The following is an 18,702-nucleotide window of genomic DNA, read 5'->3' as shown; positions in this document are numbered from 1 at the left end:
GATCTGGTCCGTGGGTGAGCGATCATTCTCGGCATGCACGGCGAACGCCGGCATCGGGCCCATGCCTGAAATCACCGGCCTTCACTCGATCCGCATCACCAGCTTGTCGCCGACGCGCAGCAGCGTGCCGCTGGCGACCGCATGCCCCGAGACCGTCAGCGTGACCCGGCCGTGGCTGGCATGGCCAGCTCCAGCGTCTGCCCCGTCTGCAGCTCCCGCAGCGTATCGAGCGACAACGACAGGCGCCCCACTTCCGCCACCGCTGTCAGAACGATGTTGCCGTCGTCGAGCTGGCTGCCGCGCAGCGTGGCCTCGATCCCTTGTTCCATGCTGATTTCCTCGTTGCATGCGTGTTCGATATGCCAGGCGCCGTGCGCAAGGTACGCCAGCGCCAGCGGGCGTTCCGCGACCAGCCAGGCGTGGCCGTGCTCGATCGCGGCGGGCCGCTCCAGCACGACGCCGTCGCCCGGACTCAGCCTCGCGAGCTGCGCGCGGGTCAGGCGCACCCACCCCGCGGCCAGCGCGACGGGGATCGGCGGGATCGTCAGCGGCGGCCGGCGGTCCTCCATGGTTTGCGCCAGCGCGGCGATCCAGGTCTCGGGCCAGTCGAGCAGGCGCAGGTCCAGTTCGGCATCGGCGCGGCACAGCGTCAGCGTCGGCGCAATCGCGCGCACGCAGCTGCCTGGCTCGGCAGAGCAAAAACGCGGCAAGCCCAGACCGGCCCGCCTGGCACGGTGCTGAAGCGGCAACAGCGTCCAATCGCCGAGCAATCCCAGCAGATCCGGCGGGATCTGCGGAAAGCGCTGGACCGCCAGGCGCGGCGCCAGCCATTCGCACCAGGCTTCGGCGTCGACCCAGGCGCGGGCACGCTGCCCGTCGATCGATATCGACAGCACCACGCCGTCGCCGCCGCTGGACTTCAGGTCCAGCACGATCGCGGCGCCTTCGGTGTGCGCGTCGGCGTCGTCGATGCCGCCAATACCGCCGATGCCATGGTCCCGCGCGCCGTCGCAGCGATCGGCATGAGGGTCAGGCAGGGGGTCAGCGTCGAATCCGTCGTCGAACGGATCGAGCCCACGGATCGGACCCCGCCGTGGTTCCATCAGCGGATCCGCCATCGAATCAGCGAGCGGGTCGGGGGCGTCGAGCCGCCGAAGCGCCTGCAGCGCGCCAGGTCCATCGCCGTCGGCACTGCCGCCGGCACCGGCGCGCCGGCCTCCGGCCGCGGCGTCGGACCGACCCGGGCCGATCGCCCGCGCCAGTTCCAGGTCCTGGTCGCTCCATTCATCGAGCAGCATCGGCTACCTCCAATCGGATCACTTCACCGGTCTGCCTGGCCACCTCGTCGCTCAGCGACGCCTTCGCTTCGACCAGGCGCTTGTGCTGCTGGCGGTTCAGCGGCCGCAGCGTGACGACGACCTGCCCCGCGTGCAGCGATGCCTGCAGTTCCATGCCGGCCCAGGCGCCCCGCGTAAAGCGGACATGCAACGCGTTGCCGCTCAGCCGGGCCTGCGCGCCCGGTGCAAGGCGATCGGCCTCGAGCTCGCCGGACGCCGCCGTCGCGGTGCGGCCATCGCCCGGTCCACCGCAGGCCGCCGTCGCTGCCGGCTCGGCACGCACAGCGCCGAGCATCGGCCACCATGTCGGTGGCACGGACGAGGGCACGGACGGGGGCACAGCGGCCTCGTCCGCTTCCGCGCCCCGTCCCCGGGCTCGCCTGCGCCGGCGCATCGCCGCATCGAACTGCGCCGTCTGCTGGGGTTCCACGTTGCGTCGCTCGTCGCGATCGCGGCCGCCCTTGGGCAGCGCGGTACCTACGGAAGCCACACTCATCGCTGCTCCTCGATCAGCGCGGCCAGCTTCTCCTGGCCGCGCAGGTTCTGCTTCAGCGCCTGGGCAAGACGTGCCGCCTGCGCCTGGCAATCGGCGAGCTGATCGGCGAGCTTGCGCAGCGCAGACTGCAGCTGCTGTTCGCGCTGATAGAAATCGGCGAACCGTTGCTTGAGCTTGTGGAAGTCGCGCGGGCCGACCGCCTGCTCGGTCTGGTTGGCGGCGCGCCACTGCGCGCGCAGTTCGGCCTGCTCGGCCTTGCGGGTATCGGACTGCTGCCGGCATTCGCGCATGTCCGCCTCGATACGGCGGGCGCGATGACGCAGCACGCCTTCGCGGCACGTCTTGATGGTGCGCAACTGCTCGAGCATCTGCGCGGTGCTGGGCCTGGCCATCATCCCTCCACGACCTGCCGCAGCTGGCGCAGCGTGCCCTGGTAGTCGGCGCGCTCGCCGGTCGCCTGGCAAAGGAAGGCGTCGAGCCCGGCGCGACGGTCCAGCGCGTCGTCCGCCTCGGCGTCGTGACCACGTTCGTATTCGCCGACCCGCACCAGCAGCTCGATTTCCTTGTACTGGGCCAGCAGCCGGCGTGCCTTTCCCGCCCACTGCCGATGCGGTTCGCTGGTGACCTGGTGCATCACGCGGCTGATGCTGGCCGGGATATCGATGGCCGGATAGTGGTTCTTCTCCGCGAGCTCGCGCGACAGCACGATATGGCCGTCCAGGATCGAGCGGACCTCGTCGGCGATCGGCTCGGTCATGTCGTCGCCTTCGACCAGCACGGTATAGATGCCGGTGATGCTGCCGTGGGCCGCGCAGCCGGCCCGCTCCAGCAGGCGCGGCAGGCGCGCGAACACGCTGGGCGGGAAGCTGCCGGCGGCCGGCAGCTCGCCGGCGGCCAGGCCGATCTCGCGGCCGGCGCGGGCAAAGCGCGTCAGCGAATCGACCATCAGCAGCACGTTCAGGCCCTGATCGCGGAAGTACTCGGCGATGGTGGTCGCGGTATAGACCGCCTTCAGGCGTTCCAGCGCCGGACGGTCCGAAGTGGAGACCACAACCACCGACCGCTCCCTGGCCTCGGCGGTCAGCGTCTGGTCGAGAAACTCCCGCACCTCCCTGCCGCGCTCGCCTACCAGCCCGAGTACCACCACATCGGCCAGGCTGCCGTCGCAGATCATGCCGAGCAGCGTGCTCTTGCCCCCGCCCGCGGCGGCAAAGATGCCGATCCGCTGGCCGCGGCCGCAGGTCAGCATGCCGTCGATCGCGCGCACGCCCAGCGGCAGCACCTGGTCGATCAGCGTGCGCGTCAGCGGATCGGGCACCGCGGCCTCCAGCGCGCGCGTCTCGCATGCGGGCGGCACCGGCGGACCACTCATCCGGCGGCCCAGTCCGTCGACCACCGAGCCGATCAGGTGCGGTCCGACCGGAATGCGATGCTCGGTGCCGAGCGGACGCACCAGCGCGCCGCAGCTCATGCCGATCGGCTCGGAGAATGGCGACAGCAGCGCGATCTCCCGCTGCAGGCCGACCACCTCCGCCTGCACGTCGGCGCCGATCAGGCAAAGCTCGGCCAGCGCCGCGTCGGGCAGGCTGGCCTTGATCAGCGTGGGTCCGACTTCGACCACCCGGCCGAAACGCTCCACGCCATCGTCCAGCGTCGGCAGCGTCAGGCGGCCGGCCACCAGGGAGACGATCGCATCGACGTCAGGCATACGCATCGTCGTACTCTCCGATCATGTCGATATTGCCGAGCACGTGCAGCTGCACGTCGTCGCCCAATTCCTGGTACGACAACACCGGCACGCTGAACAGCTCCCGCTCGAGGAACTTGCGCAGGAAGCGGCGCACATCGATCGCGGTGACCAGCGCGCCCTCCATGTCCTCGCGGCCGGCAATGCCGGCCTTGATGCGCGCGACGATCGCTTCGATCTGGTCGCCCTGCAACGTCGAATAGGCGCCGGCGGCGGTCTGGCGCACCGAGTCGCGGATCACGTTCTCGATGCCGTCGCCGATCAGCCAGACGTTGATGCGCCCTTCGCCGCGCGCATGGCGCCCGACGATCTGGCGTCGCAGCGCGACGCGGACGTACTCGGTCAGCATCACGGTCTCCTTCTCCTTCGGCGACCACTCGATCAAGGCCTCGAAGATGGTGCGCAGGTCGCGGATCGAGATGCCTTCCGCCACCAGCCGCTGCAGCACCTCGGAGACCTTGCTGATCGGCAGCTGGCGCTGCAGCTCCTTGACCAGCTCGCCGTAGCGGGCCTCCATCGCGTCCATCAGATGGCGGGTTTCCTGCACCCCGATGAATTCGTCGGCAAAGCGGTCGACGGCGAGCGCGGCGGCGTACGACACGGCCTGCGCGCCGGCAAGCAGCGACAATCCTGACTGCGCCAGCGAGGCCTGGTGCTCGGGGGCGATCCATTGCAGCGTCAGTCCGCCGAACGGCAGGTTGTCGACGCGCTCGGCGATCGGCATGGCGCTGGACTGGCGAGCCAGCAGCAGCCGGCCTGCCGGCATGGCGACCTTCAGCACCGGCTCGCTGTACAGCAGCACGCTGAAGCTGCCTGAGGGCAAGCCTGCGTCGACGGCCATGTCGACCTTCGGCAGCGCGACACCGAGCCGCTCGAACTTCTGCCAGCGCAGGACCTCCATCGCGTCGGCCAGGCCCGGCAGCGCCGCCACATCCTTGGCCAGCTTCAGCGACAGCGGCTCCGCACCGGGCGTCATGCGGGCATCGCCGTCTCCGTCGGTGGCCGCCCCGCCCTGGTCGGCGCTGTTGGCGGCGGCCACCCGAGCGCGGCGGCGCGCATGGAACGCGATCAGCCCCAGCAGCACGCCCAGCGGCATGAAGATCGCCGCGGGAAAGCCCGGCACCAGCGCGAACAGCAGCAGCACGCCGGCGGCGATCATCAGCGCGTTGGGCTGGCGCGAGAACTGGTTGACCAGGTCCTGCGCCAGGTTTTCGCGCTTCTCGCCGGGCACGCGCGTCACGACGATACCGGCGGCGATCGAGATGATCAGCGCCGGGATCTGCGCGATCAGGCCGTCGCCGATCGACAGCACCGAATAGACCTCGAGCGCCTTGCCGACGCCCATATCGTGTTGCATCGTGCCGACCGCGATGCCGCCGACGATGTTGACGAGGATCACGATGATGCCGGCGATCGCGTCCCCCTTGACGAACTTCATCGAGCCATCCATCGCGCCATACAGCTGGCTCTCCTTCTGCACCAGCTGCCGCTGGCGCTTGGCTTCGCTGGCGTCGATCGTACCGGCACGCAGATCGCCGTCGATGCTCATCTGCTTGCCGGGCATCGCGTCGAGCGAGAAGCGCGCCCCCACTTCCGCCACGCGCTCCGCACCCTTGGTGATCACGATGAACTGCACCACCGTGATGATCGAGAACACGATGATGCCGACCGCGAGATTGCCGCCGACGACGAAATTGCCGAAAGCGGTGACGATTTCACCCGCGTCGTGCTGCAGCAGGATCAGACGGCTGGTGCTGACGGTCAGCGCGAGGCGGAACAGCGTCGTGATCAGCAGCAGCGACGGCAGCGCGGACAGGTCCAGGGGATCGCGCACATAGATCGCCGTCATCAGCAACAGCAGCACAAGTCCCAGGTTGATGGCGATCAGCAGGTCGACCAGGATGGTCGGCAGCGGCAGGATCATCATGAAGACCGCCACCATCAGCATCACGGCCAGCACCACGTCCTGCCGGCCGCCGACGGTGGCGAGCCAAGTACTGAGGCGCTTGATCACGGCCGTTCCCCGCCTCGTGCCACGCGTCGTGCCCGCGCGACGCGACGGAATACGTCGCCCAGCACAGCGGCGGCCCGGCAGCCGAGGCCGAAGCCCACCGCGCCGAGCACCAGCGCCAGTGCCAGCGCGACGATCGCGGTGCTCCAGAGCAGCGCCAGCGGCAACAACAACGCCGCGAAGACGAACCTCATGCTTCCTCCTTCGTGCAGGCTTCCAGCAGCCTGCGTTGTGCCCGGACGGTCCGGTACCACAGCTCCGCGCCGCTGCCAGCCGGCATCGCACCCGACACGAACAGGCAGTCGTCGACGCGGAACACCCGCAGCGGCACGCCCGCCATGCAGGCCGGCGACCAACGCGTCAGCAGCGAGCGCAGCGCGGCGTCGGCCACATAGGGATCGACCGTCCGCATCGTCGACAGCAGCACGCGGCGGTCGCGAACTTCCATGAACACCTGGATCTCGCCGTCGCGTATTTCGACCCGCGGCTCGATCGTGACGGGCTTGACGTCCATCAGCCGAAACAACTTCTCCAGATTGCGCAGCGTTCCAATATCCATCGGTGATCCAGGCACGACCCCGGCGGCGCGAGCCACCGTACGCGCTTGCTGTCCTCATTGCTTGCTGTGTCGCCATCGTGCGCGGCAGGCGCGGCACGCGGCATCGGGCGGATACCTGAAGGCGCGTCAGCCCGTGGCGTCGCCCTCGGCAGGGTCCGCGTTCTCGGCGCGGTCATTGAACTCGTTCAGTGCGGCCAGCACCTGCTGCCGGTGATCGTCGTCGCGGAAGCACGGCTCGGGCAGCAGCTTGGTCAGGCGGGTGATGTCCCGCGCCAGCTTGAAGCCGCGCTCGCGGCCCAGCTGCATGCCCTCGATCTCGCCGCGGATCCAGTCGTGGTAAAGCCACGGCTGGTCGACCATGCGAATCAGCAGCCGCAACACCGTATCGGGCTCGACCGGCGGTTCGCCAAGGGCACGCGCGATCCGGCCGCATTGCTCCTCGCATCCGAGGAAGACCAGCAGGCGTTTCAGGTCGCGCACTACCGCGACGAGCTTGATGCCCTCGGCCGCATCGTCCTCGATACCGCTCAGTTCGGCGCCCAGCGCGCGGATCAGCACCTTGACCTTGCGCCGACGCTCGCCGATGCCGGCCAGCTGGTCCAGGAACGCCGCCATGCCCTGCTGCACCACACCGGCGCGCTGATACAGCGACTTCAGCTGCGACATCAGTTCCGGCGTCATCGCGCCGAACTCGAGCCAGCCAAGCATGGCCAGTTCCCAATCGCCGCTGGCGCCGAGCCGCCGCTCCAGCGCCTCCTCCAGCCGGCTGCGCTTGCGTCCCGGCCGGTGCTGCTGCGCCATTGCGGCGAGCAGCAATGCCATCGCCGCTGGATGCAGCTCGCTGCGTTCGATCGCGGCGAACAGGCTGTCGACGTCGTCGATGTCGCCGAACTGCTGCAGCAGCTGCTCGATGCGGGGGTCCTTGTTGGCCAGCAGCGACTTGGCCAGCTTGCCGACGAAGGCGCGCGCCAACAGCGCATCGTTGCGGCGGTCGCCGCGCAGCAGTGCATGCAGCTTGGACGAGTGCACGTTGTTGAGACCGGCTTCGTGCAGGCGGCGGGAAGCATTGAGCGCGCGCGCCGCGAGATCCATCGCGGAACGGGCCGGACTGACCTGCTGCGGCCCGCGGCTCGCCGTATCGCCGCCCTGTCCTGGAAGAATCGCCGGCGCGGGGCCGGTTGGAATGACGGGCTTGGCGCCCTGTACCTTCGGGCTCATGCGAGCCATCCCGTCGAATCGGCATCCGGCACGCCGGGATCGCGTTGCGGTGGCGACAGCCGGCGTCTTGCCATCTGGTTCAGATCGTCCACGAGGCCGTCGAGATGGTTCGCGAGGGCATCCGGATCGTTTTCGTTGTGGCTCTCGCCGACCCCGTCAGGCTCCCGTCCACTCAGGCTCGCTGGGCTTGGCTCGACGCCGATCGCCGCCAACAGGACGGACAGATGGCGGTCCAGATCGATGCGCAGCTGGACGTAGGGGCTGTCGATCAGTGCCTGGCCGGAGGCCAGCGCGGGCTCGGCGCTGATGGTGAATCCCGGCTCCGCCGGCAGTCGCGCCGCCACCGTGGCGACGTCGTCGGGACACAGCCGCAAGGTAAAGGCGCCGTGCGAGGACAGCTCCCGCCAGCGTGCCGCCACGCGCCATGCGATCAACGCCGCGCGCTCTGCCTCGCCGGCGAAGCTGGCGACCGCATCGGCGATTACCCTCCGGCATCGCGACTCGAGCCGCTGCGCGATGACCGCCTCCAGTTCGTCTTCGCGCACCAGCCAGCGCAGCACGTCCTCGCAGATCGCGTCGTGGGCCGCCCGCGCCGCCGCCTCCGCGCGTCGCTCGCCCTCGTCCATGGCTTCGGCCAGGATCTGCTCGGCCTGAAGGCGAGCCCGCGCTCGATGGCGCCGGCTGGCCAGCAGCACCGCGGCGGCCCGCGACCGGTTGCGGCGCAGCACCGCGGCCGCGTCGATGTATTGCGCGAGCATTGCCGCCGGCACGATGCCGCTCACGGGCAACTCGCCGCGCACCGCGGCGATCGTCAGTCCAAAGGGATTCATAGCAGACGTTCCAGACGAAACAGCATCGGCAAGGCAAGGCCGGCCGGGGATGTCGCCAGCAATGGGCCCGGCGGCGGCAGGCAGACCGACAAGGCCTGCCAGACGGTGCTGCCGGGCAATGTCTGGTCCAGCCACAACCTGCCGAGTTCACGCAACCATTCGACGATTTGCTCGGGGGGCCGGCTCAGCGCGGCACCCTTGCCGTCGGGCACCAGTGCGGCCAGCTGATCGCAGCCGTCGTCGCCCAGTACCGCCAGCAATTGCCGGCGGTAATCGCCGAGCAGCAACAGTTCGGGCGCCCGCGCGGCCACCGCTCCGAGCGCGACAAGCAGCATCGGCAAACGCAGCTCGATGGCCAGCAGGCGCCGCTGCTGGTCCGACAGCGTCGCGGGGAGCGGGCCGGCGGGAAACCCGCGGCGCTGCACGATCAGCGCATCGAGCGCGCGCCTGCTGCCCGGATGCCGCTGGTAGTCGTCTTGCCAGGCGTCCAGCCCGAGATAGCCCCACCACCCCTGGTGCATCACGGCGCCTGGCCGCCACGCCAGCGCGTGCAGCCGCTGCACGGCGGGGCACAGGCTCTGTTGCGCGCACGCGCCGGCGTTGGCGGCATCAGACATCGGCACTCCCCTTCCGACGGGCGATCCACAGCGACAGTCCCGCCATGGCGCACAGGGCCAGCACGCCGCCGGCCACCGCGGCCGCTGCCTGTGCCGGCTGCGCCTGCAGCCACTGGCGCCAGCGCGGCGCGGGCGCCTCGACCACTGGCGGTTGATAGCGGTAGTCGGCGGCCTGCATCACCACGCTGATCTGATCGGACGCGATATCGGGGATGCCATCGCGGATCAGACTGCGGATCTGCACCTCGTAGTTGCCGAGGTTGAACTGCGGCGAATACTTGATGAAGACCGCCGCCGACGGCGTGCCGGTCGGCTTGCCGTTTTCATCGACTTTCTGCGCGATCGAGACCTTGGCGCCGATCACGCCGTCCATCGCCGAGATCATTCCCTCGAGCTGCTGCTCCTTGAGCAACTGCATCTTGGCGCGCTCCTGTGCGGGCGATGTCACCAGCTGGTTCGACGGAAACAGGTCTTCCATGCCAAGCCGCTTGTGATGTGGATAACCGTTTTGCCGCAGCACCTCGACGGCATTGATGAATTCGCCCTTGTCGACGCGCAGCGTCACCGTGCCGCCTTTCTCAACCACCTTGTCGGCCGGGATATGGCGCAGCATCAGCAGGGCCAGCATCTGGTTCGCCTCGGCCTCGCCGACGTTCGAGTACAGCGTCATCTTGCAGCCGGCCATGCTGAACGTGGCCAGCACGGCCAGGGCGATCGTGCGGAAGCGCTTCATTGCATCGTCGTCAGCTTGTTGATCGATTGCGACAGCGTTCCCGCTATCTTCGCGATCAGGTCGACGCCGTTGCGCATCTCGAGCAGCGCCTGCTGCGCCCGCTTCATCGCGGCAGGATCGAGCGCGGTGCCAGCGCCGATCGCCTCGACCTTGGCGGAAACCGCGGCATCGGCCTTGCGCATCGCGTCGGCGACGATGGCCTCGGGCTTTGGCACGCGGGCCGACATCGCCTCCATGAACGCCTGGATGTCGGCTGCCGCCGGTTCCTTGCCGGTCGCCTTGCCGGCCGTGCTGGCCAGCATCTGGCCGGCGATGGTGATGGGGTCCATATTCATGATGAAAGCCTTCGATACTCGGTGAGCGCGCCCGCTCAGCGCCTCGTGCGGGGCGACGGCGCGATGACGCGGGGCGCGGTGGCGTCATCGCGCCGGGCCGCGATCAGCATCGCCAGCAGCAGCGCCGGCGGATCGCCGCGGTCGCCCAGGCAGGCACGCGCCTCGACGAGCCGGCCGCTGTGCATGTACAGATGCGCGCGGCAGATCGCGCGATCCTGCTCGTCGTCGACCAGCAGGTGCAACGTATCGAGAAAGACGTCGATCTCGCCGTGCAGGCGCTGGTTGCCGGCGGCGAACGCCAGCTCGACCAGCAGGCGCCTGACCTCGGCTGGCAAGCGCTGCATCGCTAGATCTTCTGGATGATGCCGGCGATGGTGTCGTGCATCGCCTTGATGATCGAGCTTTGCAGCGCGGTCATGTTGGTAAAGGCGGCCGTCATCTTCTGGGCCAGGATGAAGTCGGTGGTCTCGCCGGTGCTCACCGCGCGCTGCACCGCTTCGGCCATGTTGAAACCGGCGGACGCGACCGGACCGTCCATGCCATCGATCATTGTGTTCAGACTCATCGCCTTCTATTCCTCGTTTGCCGCGTCGTTGATACTTTGGTGGTGTTGCCGCAGCAGACGAGGGCTGGCCTCGTAGCGGCGGCGGAAGCTGACGCTGAAATGCGCATGGCTGTTGAAGCCGCACTCCTGCGCGATATCGGTGACCTTCATCGACGTCAGCAACAGCAGCTCCCTCGCCCGCTGCAGCCGGCGCTCCAGCAGCCAGTTCTTGGCCGATACGCCGAACTTCTCGTAGAACATCACGTTCAGCTTGCGTACCGGGATGCCGAGCGCCTTGGCGTACTGTGTGACCGGCCACGCGCTCATGCTGTTCTCCTCGATGAACTCGAAGAAGTCGCGGCTGCTGTCGATCAGATGGTGCAGAAGCCGGGAGAAGTATTCCGGCTCCGTTCCCATGCAGTAGACATAAGCGAAGCGCAGCATCGCGCGCGGCTCGACGGCACCGAGATGCCGGATCACGTTGATCGTTTCCTCGGGCACCGTGATCCGTTTGACCGGTTCTCGCCAGAACTGCGTGCCTCGTCGGTAGCGGCTCGCCAGTTCATGCAGCTCGCGGTAGATGTCCTGGAAGTCCCCTGAATGGAAGACGTAGGTATCGATGCCATCGCGCGCCGGAATCGCCGTCGCATTGCCGTTGGTGAAAACCAGGCTGCATGCCGGCACCTCGTGCGTCTCGCCGTTGCACTCGATCCGGCCGGACCGGCTGAAGATCATTAGCTTGACTGCCCCCATCTTTCCCTCGAACACTCGTGCTCAGTGGCTGCATCATTCCATCGCCGAACCTGGAGACCGATCCGGTGATGACCTGAAAGACGTCGCTGTCCGGCGTCGTTCCGCGTCGTTTCGATGCCTTCGATTCGATGCGTTGAGCGGCGCCGGACAGCGCATCGATATCAAACCATTCATCGAATGAACTTTGAGAATTTGAGGGTCTACTCGAATCGTTTAGAGAAAGTCTTGATCGATTTCTTATAACTTCTTTCTCGCAACCCGACGTGTGCGACGCCTACGGCGGTTTGCGTGCGGGAACGCACGGTTCAAGATGTCGCGATCGCGGGTGCGGATGGCCGAATCTTGCGATCACGCGCTTTGCGTTGCGACTTCCCGTCGGCAACGACACAGCCAAAAAAAATCCGCCTGTGACAGGCGGACAAAGCAGAGGCGGGGAGGCCGGAAACGGGTCCGACCGGCGCGAAGTGTCGTCTTCCATCGCTGCCGGCACATCAGAAAATCGCACGCGATTTTCGATTCAGGACAGCGACCGCCACGCCGAGATCCGGTCACTCCACGGCCGACAGCATCGAGGACGCACCGATGGGGACAAGCGCCACTTCCCTGCCGAATTCGGCGGCGGTATAAGTGAGGCCGCAGCGCGCGCCAGGCCGTCCGCGCGTTCACGGAGCGGCACCGTGCCGAAGTCTCTCCCGCTTATCTTTCGGCGGCATATCGAGCGGAAATCATGCGCATCCTTCTGATCGAGGACGATCTGCAGATCGGCACCAGCCTGATGCGCGCGCTGAAGGAAAACCTGCAGTGCAGCGTCGACTGGGTGCGCGACGGCGTCGCCGGCCAGCAGGCGGTCGAGCACGGGTCCTACACGATCATCCTGCTGGACCTGGGCCTGCCGCGCATCGGCGGCCTCGATCTGCTGCGGCGACTGCGGGTACAAGGCAATCAGACGCCGTTGCTGATCCTGACCGCCCATGATGACCTGGACACACGGGTGCAGGGGCTCGACGCCGGCGCCGACGATTTCGTGCTGAAACCCTTCGAGGTTCCGGAGCTGCTGGCGCGCATGCGCGCGGTGCTCCGGCGCAAGGCCGGCTATGCGACCTCGAGCCTGGGCGACGACACCATCCGGCTCAACCTCGATACGCGCAGCCTGACGGTCGATGGCCATACCGAAACGCTGTCCGCGCGCGAATTCGCGCTGATGCTGGCGCTGCTCGAACGGCCGGGCACGATCCTGTCGCGCAATCAACTCGAACAGAAGATCTATGGCTGGGGACAGGAAGTCGAAAGCAATGCCGTCGACGTGCTGATCTACTCGGTGCGCAAGAAATTCGGTGCGTCGGCCATCCGCAATGTGCGCGGCCTCGGCTGGACCGTTCTGCTGGGCGGCGACAAGCCCAGGCGCGATACGCCGGCCACGATGCCCGAATCGGGCAAGCAGGATGGCAGCGCACCAGGCAACCTCCCCGACGATCCCTCGAGCGTCCCACCCAACGATCTTCCGAACTGAACGTCGCGGCCGTCCGGCGCGCACCAGGCCAGATCCCCATGCCCGCCCGCTCCGAACCGCACCAGGCATCGCACCTTGCGCCGCAGACCGCGACGCATGCCGCGCCATCGCGCAACCGCTCGTTGAGCCTGATGCTCAGCGTGACGCTCAGCACCGTGATCGCGATCTTCGCCTTGCTGCATACGGCGTGGACCTATGTGCTGGCCACCTCCGAGATCCATGAATTGCTGGACCGCCGCCTGCAGGAGGTCGCGGCTCGCGTCAGCGACGACATGACGCGGGCGACAACGCCGCTCTACCTCTATCGCGACGCATCCGACGGCATCGTGATCCAGATCTGGCTTGGCGCGCCGGAACCGACGCTGCATCCGGACAGCGACCGGATCACGATCGGCCGCGAGGCGCCGCCGGGCTTCTCGACACAGACGGTCGACGAGGAACGGTGGCGCGTATATTCCGAGCACGGGCCGAAGTGGACCATCAACGTCGCGCAGCGCGAGGCCTCCCGCAAGCGCATTGCCGAAGACGCCGCGATCGCCAGCGCCACGCCCGCGCTGGCAATGATTCCGCTGGCATGGCTGGCGATCTTCGTGACGGTCAAGCGCGCGCTGCGGCGCGTCGGGGCCTTGGGCGAGCGCGCGGCGCGGCTCGACATCGGCCATCTGGAGCCGCTGCCGACCGACAAGGTGCCGCGCGAATTGCTGCCGCTGGTGCAGTCGATCAATCTGATGATCACGCGGCTGTCGCAATCGCTGCGGGTCGAGAAGAAGTTCATCGCCGATGCGGCCCACGAACTGCGCAGCCCGCTGACTTCGCTGCAGATCCAGGCCGACAACCTCGGGCGCACGTTGGCGGAGCCGGACAGCCTGCGCGAATACCACGCGCTGCAGCATGTGATCGCGCGCAGCACGCGCATGGTCTCGCAGCTGCTGCGGCTGGCGCGGGCCGACGCTCCGCCCGAGCGGGCCTCGTCGCAGCCGGTGGCGATTCGCGATGTGGTGCCCGATGTCATCGAGATGCATCTGCCGCGTGCGGCGGCGCACGGCATCGACCTGGGCGTCGAGCAGCTGGACGACCTGGAGGTGCGCGCCAACCTGGCGGACGTGCGCACGGCGCTGAGCAATCTGGTCGACAACGCCATCAAGTACACCCCCGACGGCGGCACCATCGACCTGCGCGCCTATCGCGACGAGTGGCTCGCTTGCATCGAAGTGCGCGACACCGGCAACGGCGTCGCGCCCGAGGCGCTGCCGCGCGTGTTCGACCGCTTTTTCCGTGCCGACGTCCACGGTACCGAGGGCAGCGGTCTCGGACTGGCGATCGTCAAGGCGATCGCCGAACGATACGGCGGCGATGCCAGCATCGCCAACCGCCGCGATGTGCCATCGGGTGTGGTGGCGCGGGTGCGGTTTCCGCTGGTGCCCCGATGACGGTGCCAGCGTGAAGCCGGCACGCTACGGCTTGACGGGCCCGGCGAGGCGGGACAGCACCTCGTAGCCGATTGTCACCCGCTGATCGACCGGATACGCCTTGTTGGCCAACAGCACGATGCCGATCCGCTTGTCCGGCACAAAGGCGACATAGGCCGAGTAGCCGTTGGTCGAGCCTGTCTTGTGCAGATACGCCGGCTGCCCCGATGGCGCGGCGTCGACCGCAGTCGCGGCCTCGGCGCGAAGGATCGCCGCATTGCCGGCCAGCAGCTGCTGCAGGGGCGCCGGGTAGCGATACTGCTCCCAGACCAGATCCTGCGTGATCGGTCCCGCGCGAAAGCGCGGCAGCTGGGTGCGCGCGATGGCCTGCCGCAGCGTATCGTCGATACGGGCGCCGGGCATGTTGGCTTCGACAAAGGCGACCAGATCGCCCGACGATGAGCGGATGCCATAGGCCGGCTCCCATAGATAGCCCTCCTTCATCCGGATCGGCGTATCGCCGGCGGTATATCCCTGCGCGTGGTCGGCCTGCCGTTCGATGGGCACCTTGAAATAGCTGTGCTTCATGCCGAGCGGCTCGAACACGATCGTGCGTACCAGCTCGCTGTACGCGCCGCCAAGGCAGTTGGCCGCAATCGCACCGAGCAGGCCGATGCCGTTGTTCGAGTAGACCCGGTGTGTGCCCACCGGATATGGCGGCCGCCATGCCGACAGGTATTCGACCATGTCGCGCTCGCTCCGGATTCCCTCCGGCACCGCAAGCGGCAGGCCGGAGGTATGCGTGCCAAGCTGGAGCAGCGTGACCTTGTCGAAGGTGCCACCGCGCAGCGCGGGCATATGGCGGCTGACCGGATCCTGCAACGACAGCTTGCCGCTCGCTTCGGCGTAGGCGGCCAGCGTGGCCGCAAAGGTCTTGCTGACCGAGCCGATCTCGAACAGCGTTTCCTTGGTCACCGGCCGGCCGCCCCGCATTGCGGTCTGCCCGTAGTTGTAGAAGTAGCGCTTGCCGCCGACGGTCACGCCGACCGCCATGCCTGGAAGACGATGTTGCGCGATCGCGGGCTTGACGGCGGCGTCGACGATCGCGGCGATCCTGGCCGCTTCGCCGTCATCGGCAGCGTACGTGTTGGCGCTGACGCTGACGCTGCAGACGCAGACGCAGACGCAGAAGCGCAGCCAGGCCCGCGGCGACAACGGTCCGGAGAACGACAGCTTCGATGGTTTCATGGCGGGGAATGCCGGCCGAGCGGCATCGCGGGAATCGGGATGGCGGCAGTGTAGGGAATGCCGGCAGCACCGTGTCGAGCCGCGCTGTAACGGGTGTCACGCGCAGCGCGATGGCGTTGCCACCGCACCGGATCCACAGCGCGGCGCGTCGATGCCTGCGCCGCAGGCACGTGGACCGGGCGCGTAGAAGCACGCAAACCGGCGCGCAAAGAAAAAGGGCTTCCATCACTGGAAGCCCTTCGTATAGGTGGCGCGGCTGGCAGGATTCGAACCCACGACCCCTTGGTTCGTAGCCAAGTACTCTATCCAACTGAGCTACAGCCGCACGCGAGGGCGCAATTGTATCGCAGTGGCGTGGGAACGCAAGCGTTTTTTGCGCGCCGATGCTCCGCCCCTTCCTCACCAGCGGTAGCGGGCCCCGATGATGCCGCCCGCATTGCGCCCGGTCTTGACCTTGACCCAGATTTTGACGCCGCCGCGCGTGCTGCCGTGCGCGCCGATATTGAACGAGAACAGGCCGCGCAGCAGATCGGTGTCGATGCGAGTGCCGTTGATGTTGATGGTCTTGCGGCTGCTGTCCTGCCACAGGTCGGCCTCGACAAAGGGATAGACGCCGGCCAGCCGTGTCGGCTGCGCACCGTAGAGCCGCACCGCCAGTCCGGTCGCGCGGTCGTCGGCCGGCATCGCGGCCAGCGCGGGGTTGGGCAGCCCATCGTCGCGCGGCTGGTAGGCGAGCTGCACGCGCGGCTGGATCGTGACCCCGCTGCGCGGCAGCACCGCGTCGAGCGCCAGCGACAGCGTGCGTACGCGCGTATCGACGAAACCGCTGCCGGAGGCGGCATCGTCGGCGTGCAGCAGCCAGCTGGGCCGACGCCCGCCATCGCGGGGATCGGCGGCCAGGGCGGCGCGAATCGCGCTGTCCGACTCCGCAGCCATCTGCGCCAGCGCGGATCGTGACGCGGCGGAAGATGGCGATGCGGAGGCAGGAGTGGACGGCAACGAGGCCAGCAATACCGGCGGCGACGATGGCGCTGGCGGCTCGGCAGAGGATGGCTGGGGAACGGATGGGTCCGCGGTGGAAGAGGCGGACTCGAAGGAGTCAGGCGACGACAAGGTTGGAGCGGGTCGCAGCATCGGAGCCGGATCCAGCGCTGCCAGCAACGCGGCGGCGTCTTCCTCGCCCAGCGGCTGCCAGCCGGGCACGGCCCCGCTGCCGGGGGGCCCGCTTTCGGCCTGAGCGATCGCGCTCAGCAGCACGGCGACGCAGGAGCCGTAGCGCCATCGGCGACAGCGGCAGCTTCTTCGATGGTTGGTGCCCACGCAAGCCCGGCCAGCGGCAACGCCGGTCTTCCTCTCTCTCGACAACAAGACCATGTCCATGGCGACCACCTTCGGGCTGATGTCGTCGCGCCCGATTTGTTCTGAGCATAGGTCAAAGGCAACGCAACCGTTAGGGTCGTCAACCCGATGCATGCCGGCGCGCGCGCTGCGGCTGCGGCCATGCGCACCTGCTGAAACGGCGCGCCGCGATACGGAACCGGCGGGAACAGGCAGCGGGGAATGGCGGCGAGGAATGGCGGCGCGGAATGGCCGCGGAGAACGGCCGAGAGAACGCGTGGACCGCGCGACAGCGCGCGAAGGATAGAGCGACGGAGGGAAGAGGTCGCGAAGGAAAATCGCGGACGAAAAAAAGAAGGCCGTTGCGATTTGCAACGGCCTTCTCTTCAGGATTTTGGTGCCCAGGAGAGGACTCGAACCTCCACAGTGTTGCCACCGCTAGGACCTGAACCTAGTGCGTCTACCAATTCCGCCACCTGGGCTTCGATTCGCCGCTTCCGTGTCTTGCGTCACGTTTGCTGCGATGCGAAGACCGCAATTATGCAGATCGAACCGAAGGTCGTCAACACCCTTTCGCAAAAAATATTTACTTCGCTGCCAAGCGCTGCGCTGCCGCCCCGGCGACGCGGAAATCGACCCGCTCCGGTCTGCCGGGCAGACGCAGCGAGGCCGTGGCCGGCGGCGTGGTGGCGACGACCTTGCCCGCGCGCATCACCAGCAGCCGGGTCGCGCGCAGCCGCAGCGCCTCGACCGGATCGGCGGCCTGCAGCAGCACCAGGTCGGCGCGGCAACCGGGCGCGATGCCGTAGTCCGGCAAACCCAGGATTCTTGCCGGGGTCTGCGTGACCGCATCGAAGCAGGCGCGCATCGCCTGCTGCCCGGTCATCTGCGCGACATGCAGGCCCATGTGCGCGACCTCGAGCATGTCGGCCGAGCCGAGCCCATACCAGGGGTCCATCACGCAGTCATGGCCGAATGCCACCGGTACGCCGGCGGCCAGCAGTTCGGGCACGCGCGTCATGCCGCGCCGCTTCGGATAGCTGTCGTGCCGGCCCTGCAGCGTGATGTTGATCAGCGGGTTGGCGATCGCCGCCATGCCCGCTTCGCGCATCAGCGGCAGCAGCTTGGACACGTAGTAGTTGTCCATCGAGTGCATCGAGGTCAGGTGCGAGCCGGCCACCCTGCCCTGCAGGCCGAGCCGCACCGTTTCCGCGGCCAGCGTCTCGACGTGGCGCGACATCGGATCGTCGGTCTCGTCGCAGTGCATGTCGACGGGCAGGCCGCGCTCGGCCGCCAGCTCGCACAGCAGCCGCACCGACGCCGCGCCGTCCGCCATGGTGCGCTCGAAATGCGGAATGCCGCCGACCACCTGGACGCCCATGTCGAGCGCGCGCTTCAGGTTGTCCAGCGCACCGGGGCTGCGCAGCACGCCGTCCTGCGGAAAGGCCACCAGCTGCAGATCGAGGTAAGGCCGCACTTGCTCGCGCACGTGCAGCAGCGCCTCGACCGCCAGCAGCCGCGGATCGCAGACGTCGACATGCGAGCGGATCGCCAGCAGGCCGCGCGCCACCGCCCAATCGCAATACGCCAGCGCGCGCTCGACCAGCGCCTGCTGCGTCAGCTGCGGCTTGAGCTCGCCCCACAGCGCGATGCCCTCCAGCAAGGTGCCCGACTGGTTCACGCGCGGCAGTCCGTGCGACAGCGTCGAGTCCAGATGGAAATGCGCGTCGACGAACGGCGGCGACACCAGCTGGCCCGCCGCGTCGATCTGCTCGGCCGCCTGCGCCGGCAGCGCCGGCTCGACGGCGACGATGCGGCCGTCGGCGATGCCGATGTCGATGCCAGTGCGGCCGTCGGGCAGATTGCAGTCGCGAACGATCAGATCGAGCATGTTGGGGGCTCCGGGAGCATTCGGGAGTTGGCCTGCGCGCTCAAGGCAAGGGATCGGCATCGCCCTGGAAGGCGCCGCGCCGCCGCGCGCCTCGTTCGCGGGCCGCCGTCGGCCTGACGGACTGGG

At 68.0% G+C, this 18,702-nt stretch carries 20 protein-coding genes and 2 tRNA genes; 2 read left to right on the top strand and 20 right to left on the bottom strand.

Going from position 1 to position 18,702, the window contains the following annotated elements; all coding sequences use genetic code 11:
- Positions 1-155: 155 nt before the first annotated feature.
- The 15 genes from F7Q96_RS01160 to F7Q96_RS01090 all read right to left on the bottom strand — a co-directional run bounded on the left by F7Q96_RS01160 (position 156) and on the right by F7Q96_RS01090 (position 11,162).
- Positions 156-1,298 carry a hypothetical protein gene (locus F7Q96_RS01160; protein WP_053824126.1) on the bottom strand — a complete coding sequence of 381 codons (1,143 nt, stop codon included), beginning with the start codon at positions 1,296-1,298 and terminating at the stop codon, positions 156-158.
- Positions 1,285-1,833, bottom strand: a complete 549-nt coding sequence (locus tag F7Q96_RS01155; protein ID WP_144425965.1) for a hypothetical protein — start codon at positions 1,831-1,833, stop codon at positions 1,285-1,287. The genes F7Q96_RS01160 and F7Q96_RS01155 overlap by 14 nt, the downstream gene beginning before the upstream one ends.
- Complete coding sequence (locus F7Q96_RS01150; protein ID WP_053824128.1) at positions 1,830-2,225, bottom strand: hypothetical protein; 396 nt, start codon at positions 2,223-2,225, stop codon at positions 1,830-1,832. The genes F7Q96_RS01155 and F7Q96_RS01150 overlap by 4 nt, the downstream gene beginning before the upstream one ends.
- Positions 2,225-3,547: a type III secretion system ATPase SctN gene (gene sctN, locus F7Q96_RS01145; RefSeq protein ID WP_053824129.1), complete on the bottom strand. Its 1,323-nt coding sequence runs from the start codon at positions 3,545-3,547 to the stop codon at positions 2,225-2,227. The genes F7Q96_RS01150 and sctN overlap by 1 nt, the downstream gene beginning before the upstream one ends.
- Positions 3,534-5,594, bottom strand: coding sequence for an EscV/YscV/HrcV family type III secretion system export apparatus protein (locus F7Q96_RS01140; protein ID WP_269465300.1), 2,061 nt, complete (start codon positions 5,592-5,594; stop codon positions 3,534-3,536). The genes sctN and F7Q96_RS01140 overlap by 14 nt, the downstream gene beginning before the upstream one ends.
- The gene (locus tag F7Q96_RS01135; protein WP_053824130.1) at positions 5,591-5,785 is read right to left on the bottom strand and encodes a hypothetical protein; all 195 of its coding nucleotides are present in this window, start codon (positions 5,783-5,785) and stop codon (positions 5,591-5,593) included. Before F7Q96_RS01135 ends, F7Q96_RS01140 begins: the two co-directional genes overlap by 4 nt.
- On the bottom strand, positions 5,782-6,150 hold the full coding sequence (locus tag F7Q96_RS01130) for a hypothetical protein (protein WP_053824131.1): 369 nt from the start codon (positions 6,148-6,150) through the stop codon (positions 5,782-5,784). The genes F7Q96_RS01135 and F7Q96_RS01130 overlap by 4 nt, the downstream gene beginning before the upstream one ends.
- A gap of 126 nt (positions 6,151-6,276) precedes the next feature.
- Entirely contained in the window at positions 6,277-7,368 is a 1,092-nt protein-coding gene (locus F7Q96_RS01125; RefSeq protein WP_170265941.1) for a TyeA family type III secretion system gatekeeper subunit, read from the bottom strand.
- On the bottom strand, positions 7,365-8,198 hold the full coding sequence (locus F7Q96_RS01120; RefSeq protein ID WP_053824133.1) for a hypothetical protein: 834 nt from the start codon (positions 8,196-8,198) through the stop codon (positions 7,365-7,367). Before F7Q96_RS01120 ends, F7Q96_RS01125 begins: the two co-directional genes overlap by 4 nt.
- Positions 8,195-8,815 carry a type III secretion system domain-containing protein gene (locus F7Q96_RS01115; RefSeq protein ID WP_053824134.1) on the bottom strand — a complete coding sequence of 207 codons (621 nt, stop codon included), beginning with the start codon at positions 8,813-8,815 and terminating at the stop codon, positions 8,195-8,197. The genes F7Q96_RS01120 and F7Q96_RS01115 overlap by 4 nt, the downstream gene beginning before the upstream one ends.
- Entirely contained in the window at positions 8,808-9,548 is a 741-nt protein-coding gene (gene sctJ, locus F7Q96_RS01110; RefSeq protein WP_053824135.1) for a type III secretion system inner membrane ring lipoprotein SctJ, read from the bottom strand. The genes F7Q96_RS01115 and sctJ overlap by 8 nt, the downstream gene beginning before the upstream one ends.
- The gene (gene sctI / locus F7Q96_RS01105) at positions 9,545-9,883 is read right to left on the bottom strand and encodes a type III secretion system inner rod subunit SctI (protein ID WP_053824136.1); all 339 of its coding nucleotides are present in this window, start codon (positions 9,881-9,883) and stop codon (positions 9,545-9,547) included. Before sctI ends, sctJ begins: the two co-directional genes overlap by 4 nt.
- A gap of 35 nt (positions 9,884-9,918) precedes the next feature.
- A complete protein-coding gene (locus F7Q96_RS01100; RefSeq protein ID WP_053824137.1) occupies positions 9,919-10,227 on the bottom strand; it encodes a DUF1039 domain-containing protein in 309 nt (102 codons plus the stop codon).
- Positions 10,228-10,229: 2 nt separating this feature from the next.
- Positions 10,230-10,448, bottom strand: coding sequence for an EscF/YscF/HrpA family type III secretion system needle major subunit (locus F7Q96_RS01095; protein ID WP_082371780.1), 219 nt, complete (start codon positions 10,446-10,448; stop codon positions 10,230-10,232).
- A gap of 6 nt (positions 10,449-10,454) precedes the next feature.
- On the bottom strand, positions 10,455-11,162 hold the full coding sequence (locus tag F7Q96_RS01090; RefSeq protein ID WP_006578322.1) for a helix-turn-helix transcriptional regulator: 708 nt from the start codon (positions 11,160-11,162) through the stop codon (positions 10,455-10,457).
- A gap of 745 nt (positions 11,163-11,907) precedes the next feature.
- On the opposite strand from F7Q96_RS01090, the gene F7Q96_RS01085 reads away from it, so the two are divergent.
- Both F7Q96_RS01085 and F7Q96_RS01080 read left to right on the top strand, forming a co-directional pair.
- A complete protein-coding gene (locus F7Q96_RS01085; RefSeq protein ID WP_151021921.1) occupies positions 11,908-12,690 on the top strand; it encodes a response regulator transcription factor in 783 nt (260 codons plus the stop codon).
- A 38-nt stretch (positions 12,691-12,728) separates the two neighbouring features.
- Positions 12,729-14,120, top strand: a complete 1,392-nt coding sequence (locus F7Q96_RS01080) for a sensor histidine kinase (RefSeq protein ID WP_053824139.1) — start codon at positions 12,729-12,731, stop codon at positions 14,118-14,120.
- 24 nt (positions 14,121-14,144) lie between these two features.
- Here the strand turns inward: F7Q96_RS01080 and ampC are convergent, their stop codons facing one another.
- The 5 genes from ampC to F7Q96_RS01055 all read right to left on the bottom strand — a co-directional run bounded on the left by ampC (position 14,145) and on the right by F7Q96_RS01055 (position 18,576).
- A complete protein-coding gene (gene ampC, locus F7Q96_RS01075) occupies positions 14,145-15,347 on the bottom strand; it encodes a class C beta-lactamase (RefSeq protein ID WP_151021919.1) in 1,203 nt (400 codons plus the stop codon).
- A 248-nt stretch (positions 15,348-15,595) separates the two neighbouring features.
- Positions 15,596-15,672: transfer RNA gene (locus F7Q96_RS01070), tRNA-Arg, on the bottom strand.
- A gap of 74 nt (positions 15,673-15,746) precedes the next feature.
- On the bottom strand, positions 15,747-16,283 hold the full coding sequence (locus F7Q96_RS27110) for a hypothetical protein (protein WP_053824140.1): 537 nt from the start codon (positions 16,281-16,283) through the stop codon (positions 15,747-15,749).
- 797 nt (positions 16,284-17,080) lie between these two features.
- A tRNA-Leu gene (locus F7Q96_RS01060) sits at positions 17,081-17,167 on the bottom strand.
- Positions 17,168-17,271: 104 nt separating this feature from the next.
- On the bottom strand, positions 17,272-18,576 hold the full coding sequence (locus tag F7Q96_RS01055) for an amidohydrolase family protein (RefSeq protein ID WP_053824141.1): 1,305 nt from the start codon (positions 18,574-18,576) through the stop codon (positions 17,272-17,274).
- Positions 18,577-18,702: the final 126 nt, after the last annotated feature.

The organism is Cupriavidus gilardii, from assembly GCF_008801915.1.
Classification (GTDB): domain Bacteria; phylum Pseudomonadota; class Gammaproteobacteria; order Burkholderiales; family Burkholderiaceae; genus Cupriavidus; species Cupriavidus gilardii.
Note: the sequence above shows the minus strand (reverse complement) of the source record. Positions and strands in the feature narration are given on the sequence as shown.

Bases quoted from the DNA above. Each gene is read 5' to 3' on its own strand.
- F7Q96_RS01160 (WP_053824126.1), bottom strand. From the start codon at position 1,298: ATGCTGCTCGATGAATGGAGCGACCAGGACCTGGAACTGGCGCGGGCG.
- F7Q96_RS01155 (WP_144425965.1), bottom strand. From the start codon at position 1,833: ATGAGTGTGGCTTCCGTAGGTACCGCGCTGCCCAAGGGCGGCCGCGAT.
- F7Q96_RS01150 (WP_053824128.1), bottom strand. From the start codon at position 2,225: ATGGCCAGGCCCAGCACCGCGCAGATGCTCGAGCAGTTGCGCACCATC.
- sctN (WP_053824129.1), bottom strand. From the start codon at position 3,547: ATGCGTATGCCTGACGTCGATGCGATCGTCTCCCTGGTGGCCGGCCGC.
- F7Q96_RS01135 (WP_053824130.1), bottom strand. From the start codon at position 5,785: ATGAGGTTCGTCTTCGCGGCGTTGTTGTTGCCGCTGGCGCTGCTCTGG.
- F7Q96_RS01130 (WP_053824131.1), bottom strand. From the start codon at position 6,150: ATGGATATTGGAACGCTGCGCAATCTGGAGAAGTTGTTTCGGCTGATG.
- F7Q96_RS01125 (WP_170265941.1), bottom strand. From the start codon at position 7,368: ATGAGCCCGAAGGTACAGGGCGCCAAGCCCGTCATTCCAACCGGCCCC.
- F7Q96_RS01120 (WP_053824133.1), bottom strand. From the start codon at position 8,198: ATGAATCCCTTTGGACTGACGATCGCCGCGGTGCGCGGCGAGTTGCCC.
- F7Q96_RS01115 (WP_053824134.1), bottom strand. From the start codon at position 8,815: ATGTCTGATGCCGCCAACGCCGGCGCGTGCGCGCAACAGAGCCTGTGC.
- sctJ (WP_053824135.1), bottom strand. From the start codon at position 9,548: ATGAAGCGCTTCCGCACGATCGCCCTGGCCGTGCTGGCCACGTTCAGC.
- sctI (WP_053824136.1), bottom strand. From the start codon at position 9,883: ATGAATATGGACCCCATCACCATCGCCGGCCAGATGCTGGCCAGCACG.
- F7Q96_RS01100 (WP_053824137.1), bottom strand. From the start codon at position 10,227: ATGCAGCGCTTGCCAGCCGAGGTCAGGCGCCTGCTGGTCGAGCTGGCG.
- F7Q96_RS01095 (WP_082371780.1), bottom strand. From the start codon at position 10,448: ATGAGTCTGAACACAATGATCGATGGCATGGACGGTCCGGTCGCGTCC.
- F7Q96_RS01090 (WP_006578322.1), bottom strand. From the start codon at position 11,162: ATGATCTTCAGCCGGTCCGGCCGGATCGAGTGCAACGGCGAGACGCAC.
- F7Q96_RS01085 (WP_151021921.1), top strand. From the start codon at position 11,908: ATGCGCATCCTTCTGATCGAGGACGATCTGCAGATCGGCACCAGCCTG.
- F7Q96_RS01080 (WP_053824139.1), top strand. From the start codon at position 12,729: ATGCCCGCCCGCTCCGAACCGCACCAGGCATCGCACCTTGCGCCGCAG.
- ampC (WP_151021919.1), bottom strand. From the start codon at position 15,347: ATGAAACCATCGAAGCTGTCGTTCTCCGGACCGTTGTCGCCGCGGGCC.
- F7Q96_RS27110 (WP_053824140.1), bottom strand. From the start codon at position 16,283: ATGGCTGCGGAGTCGGACAGCGCGATTCGCGCCGCCCTGGCCGCCGAT.
- F7Q96_RS01055 (WP_053824141.1), bottom strand. From the start codon at position 18,576: ATGCTCGATCTGATCGTTCGCGACTGCAATCTGCCCGACGGCCGCACT.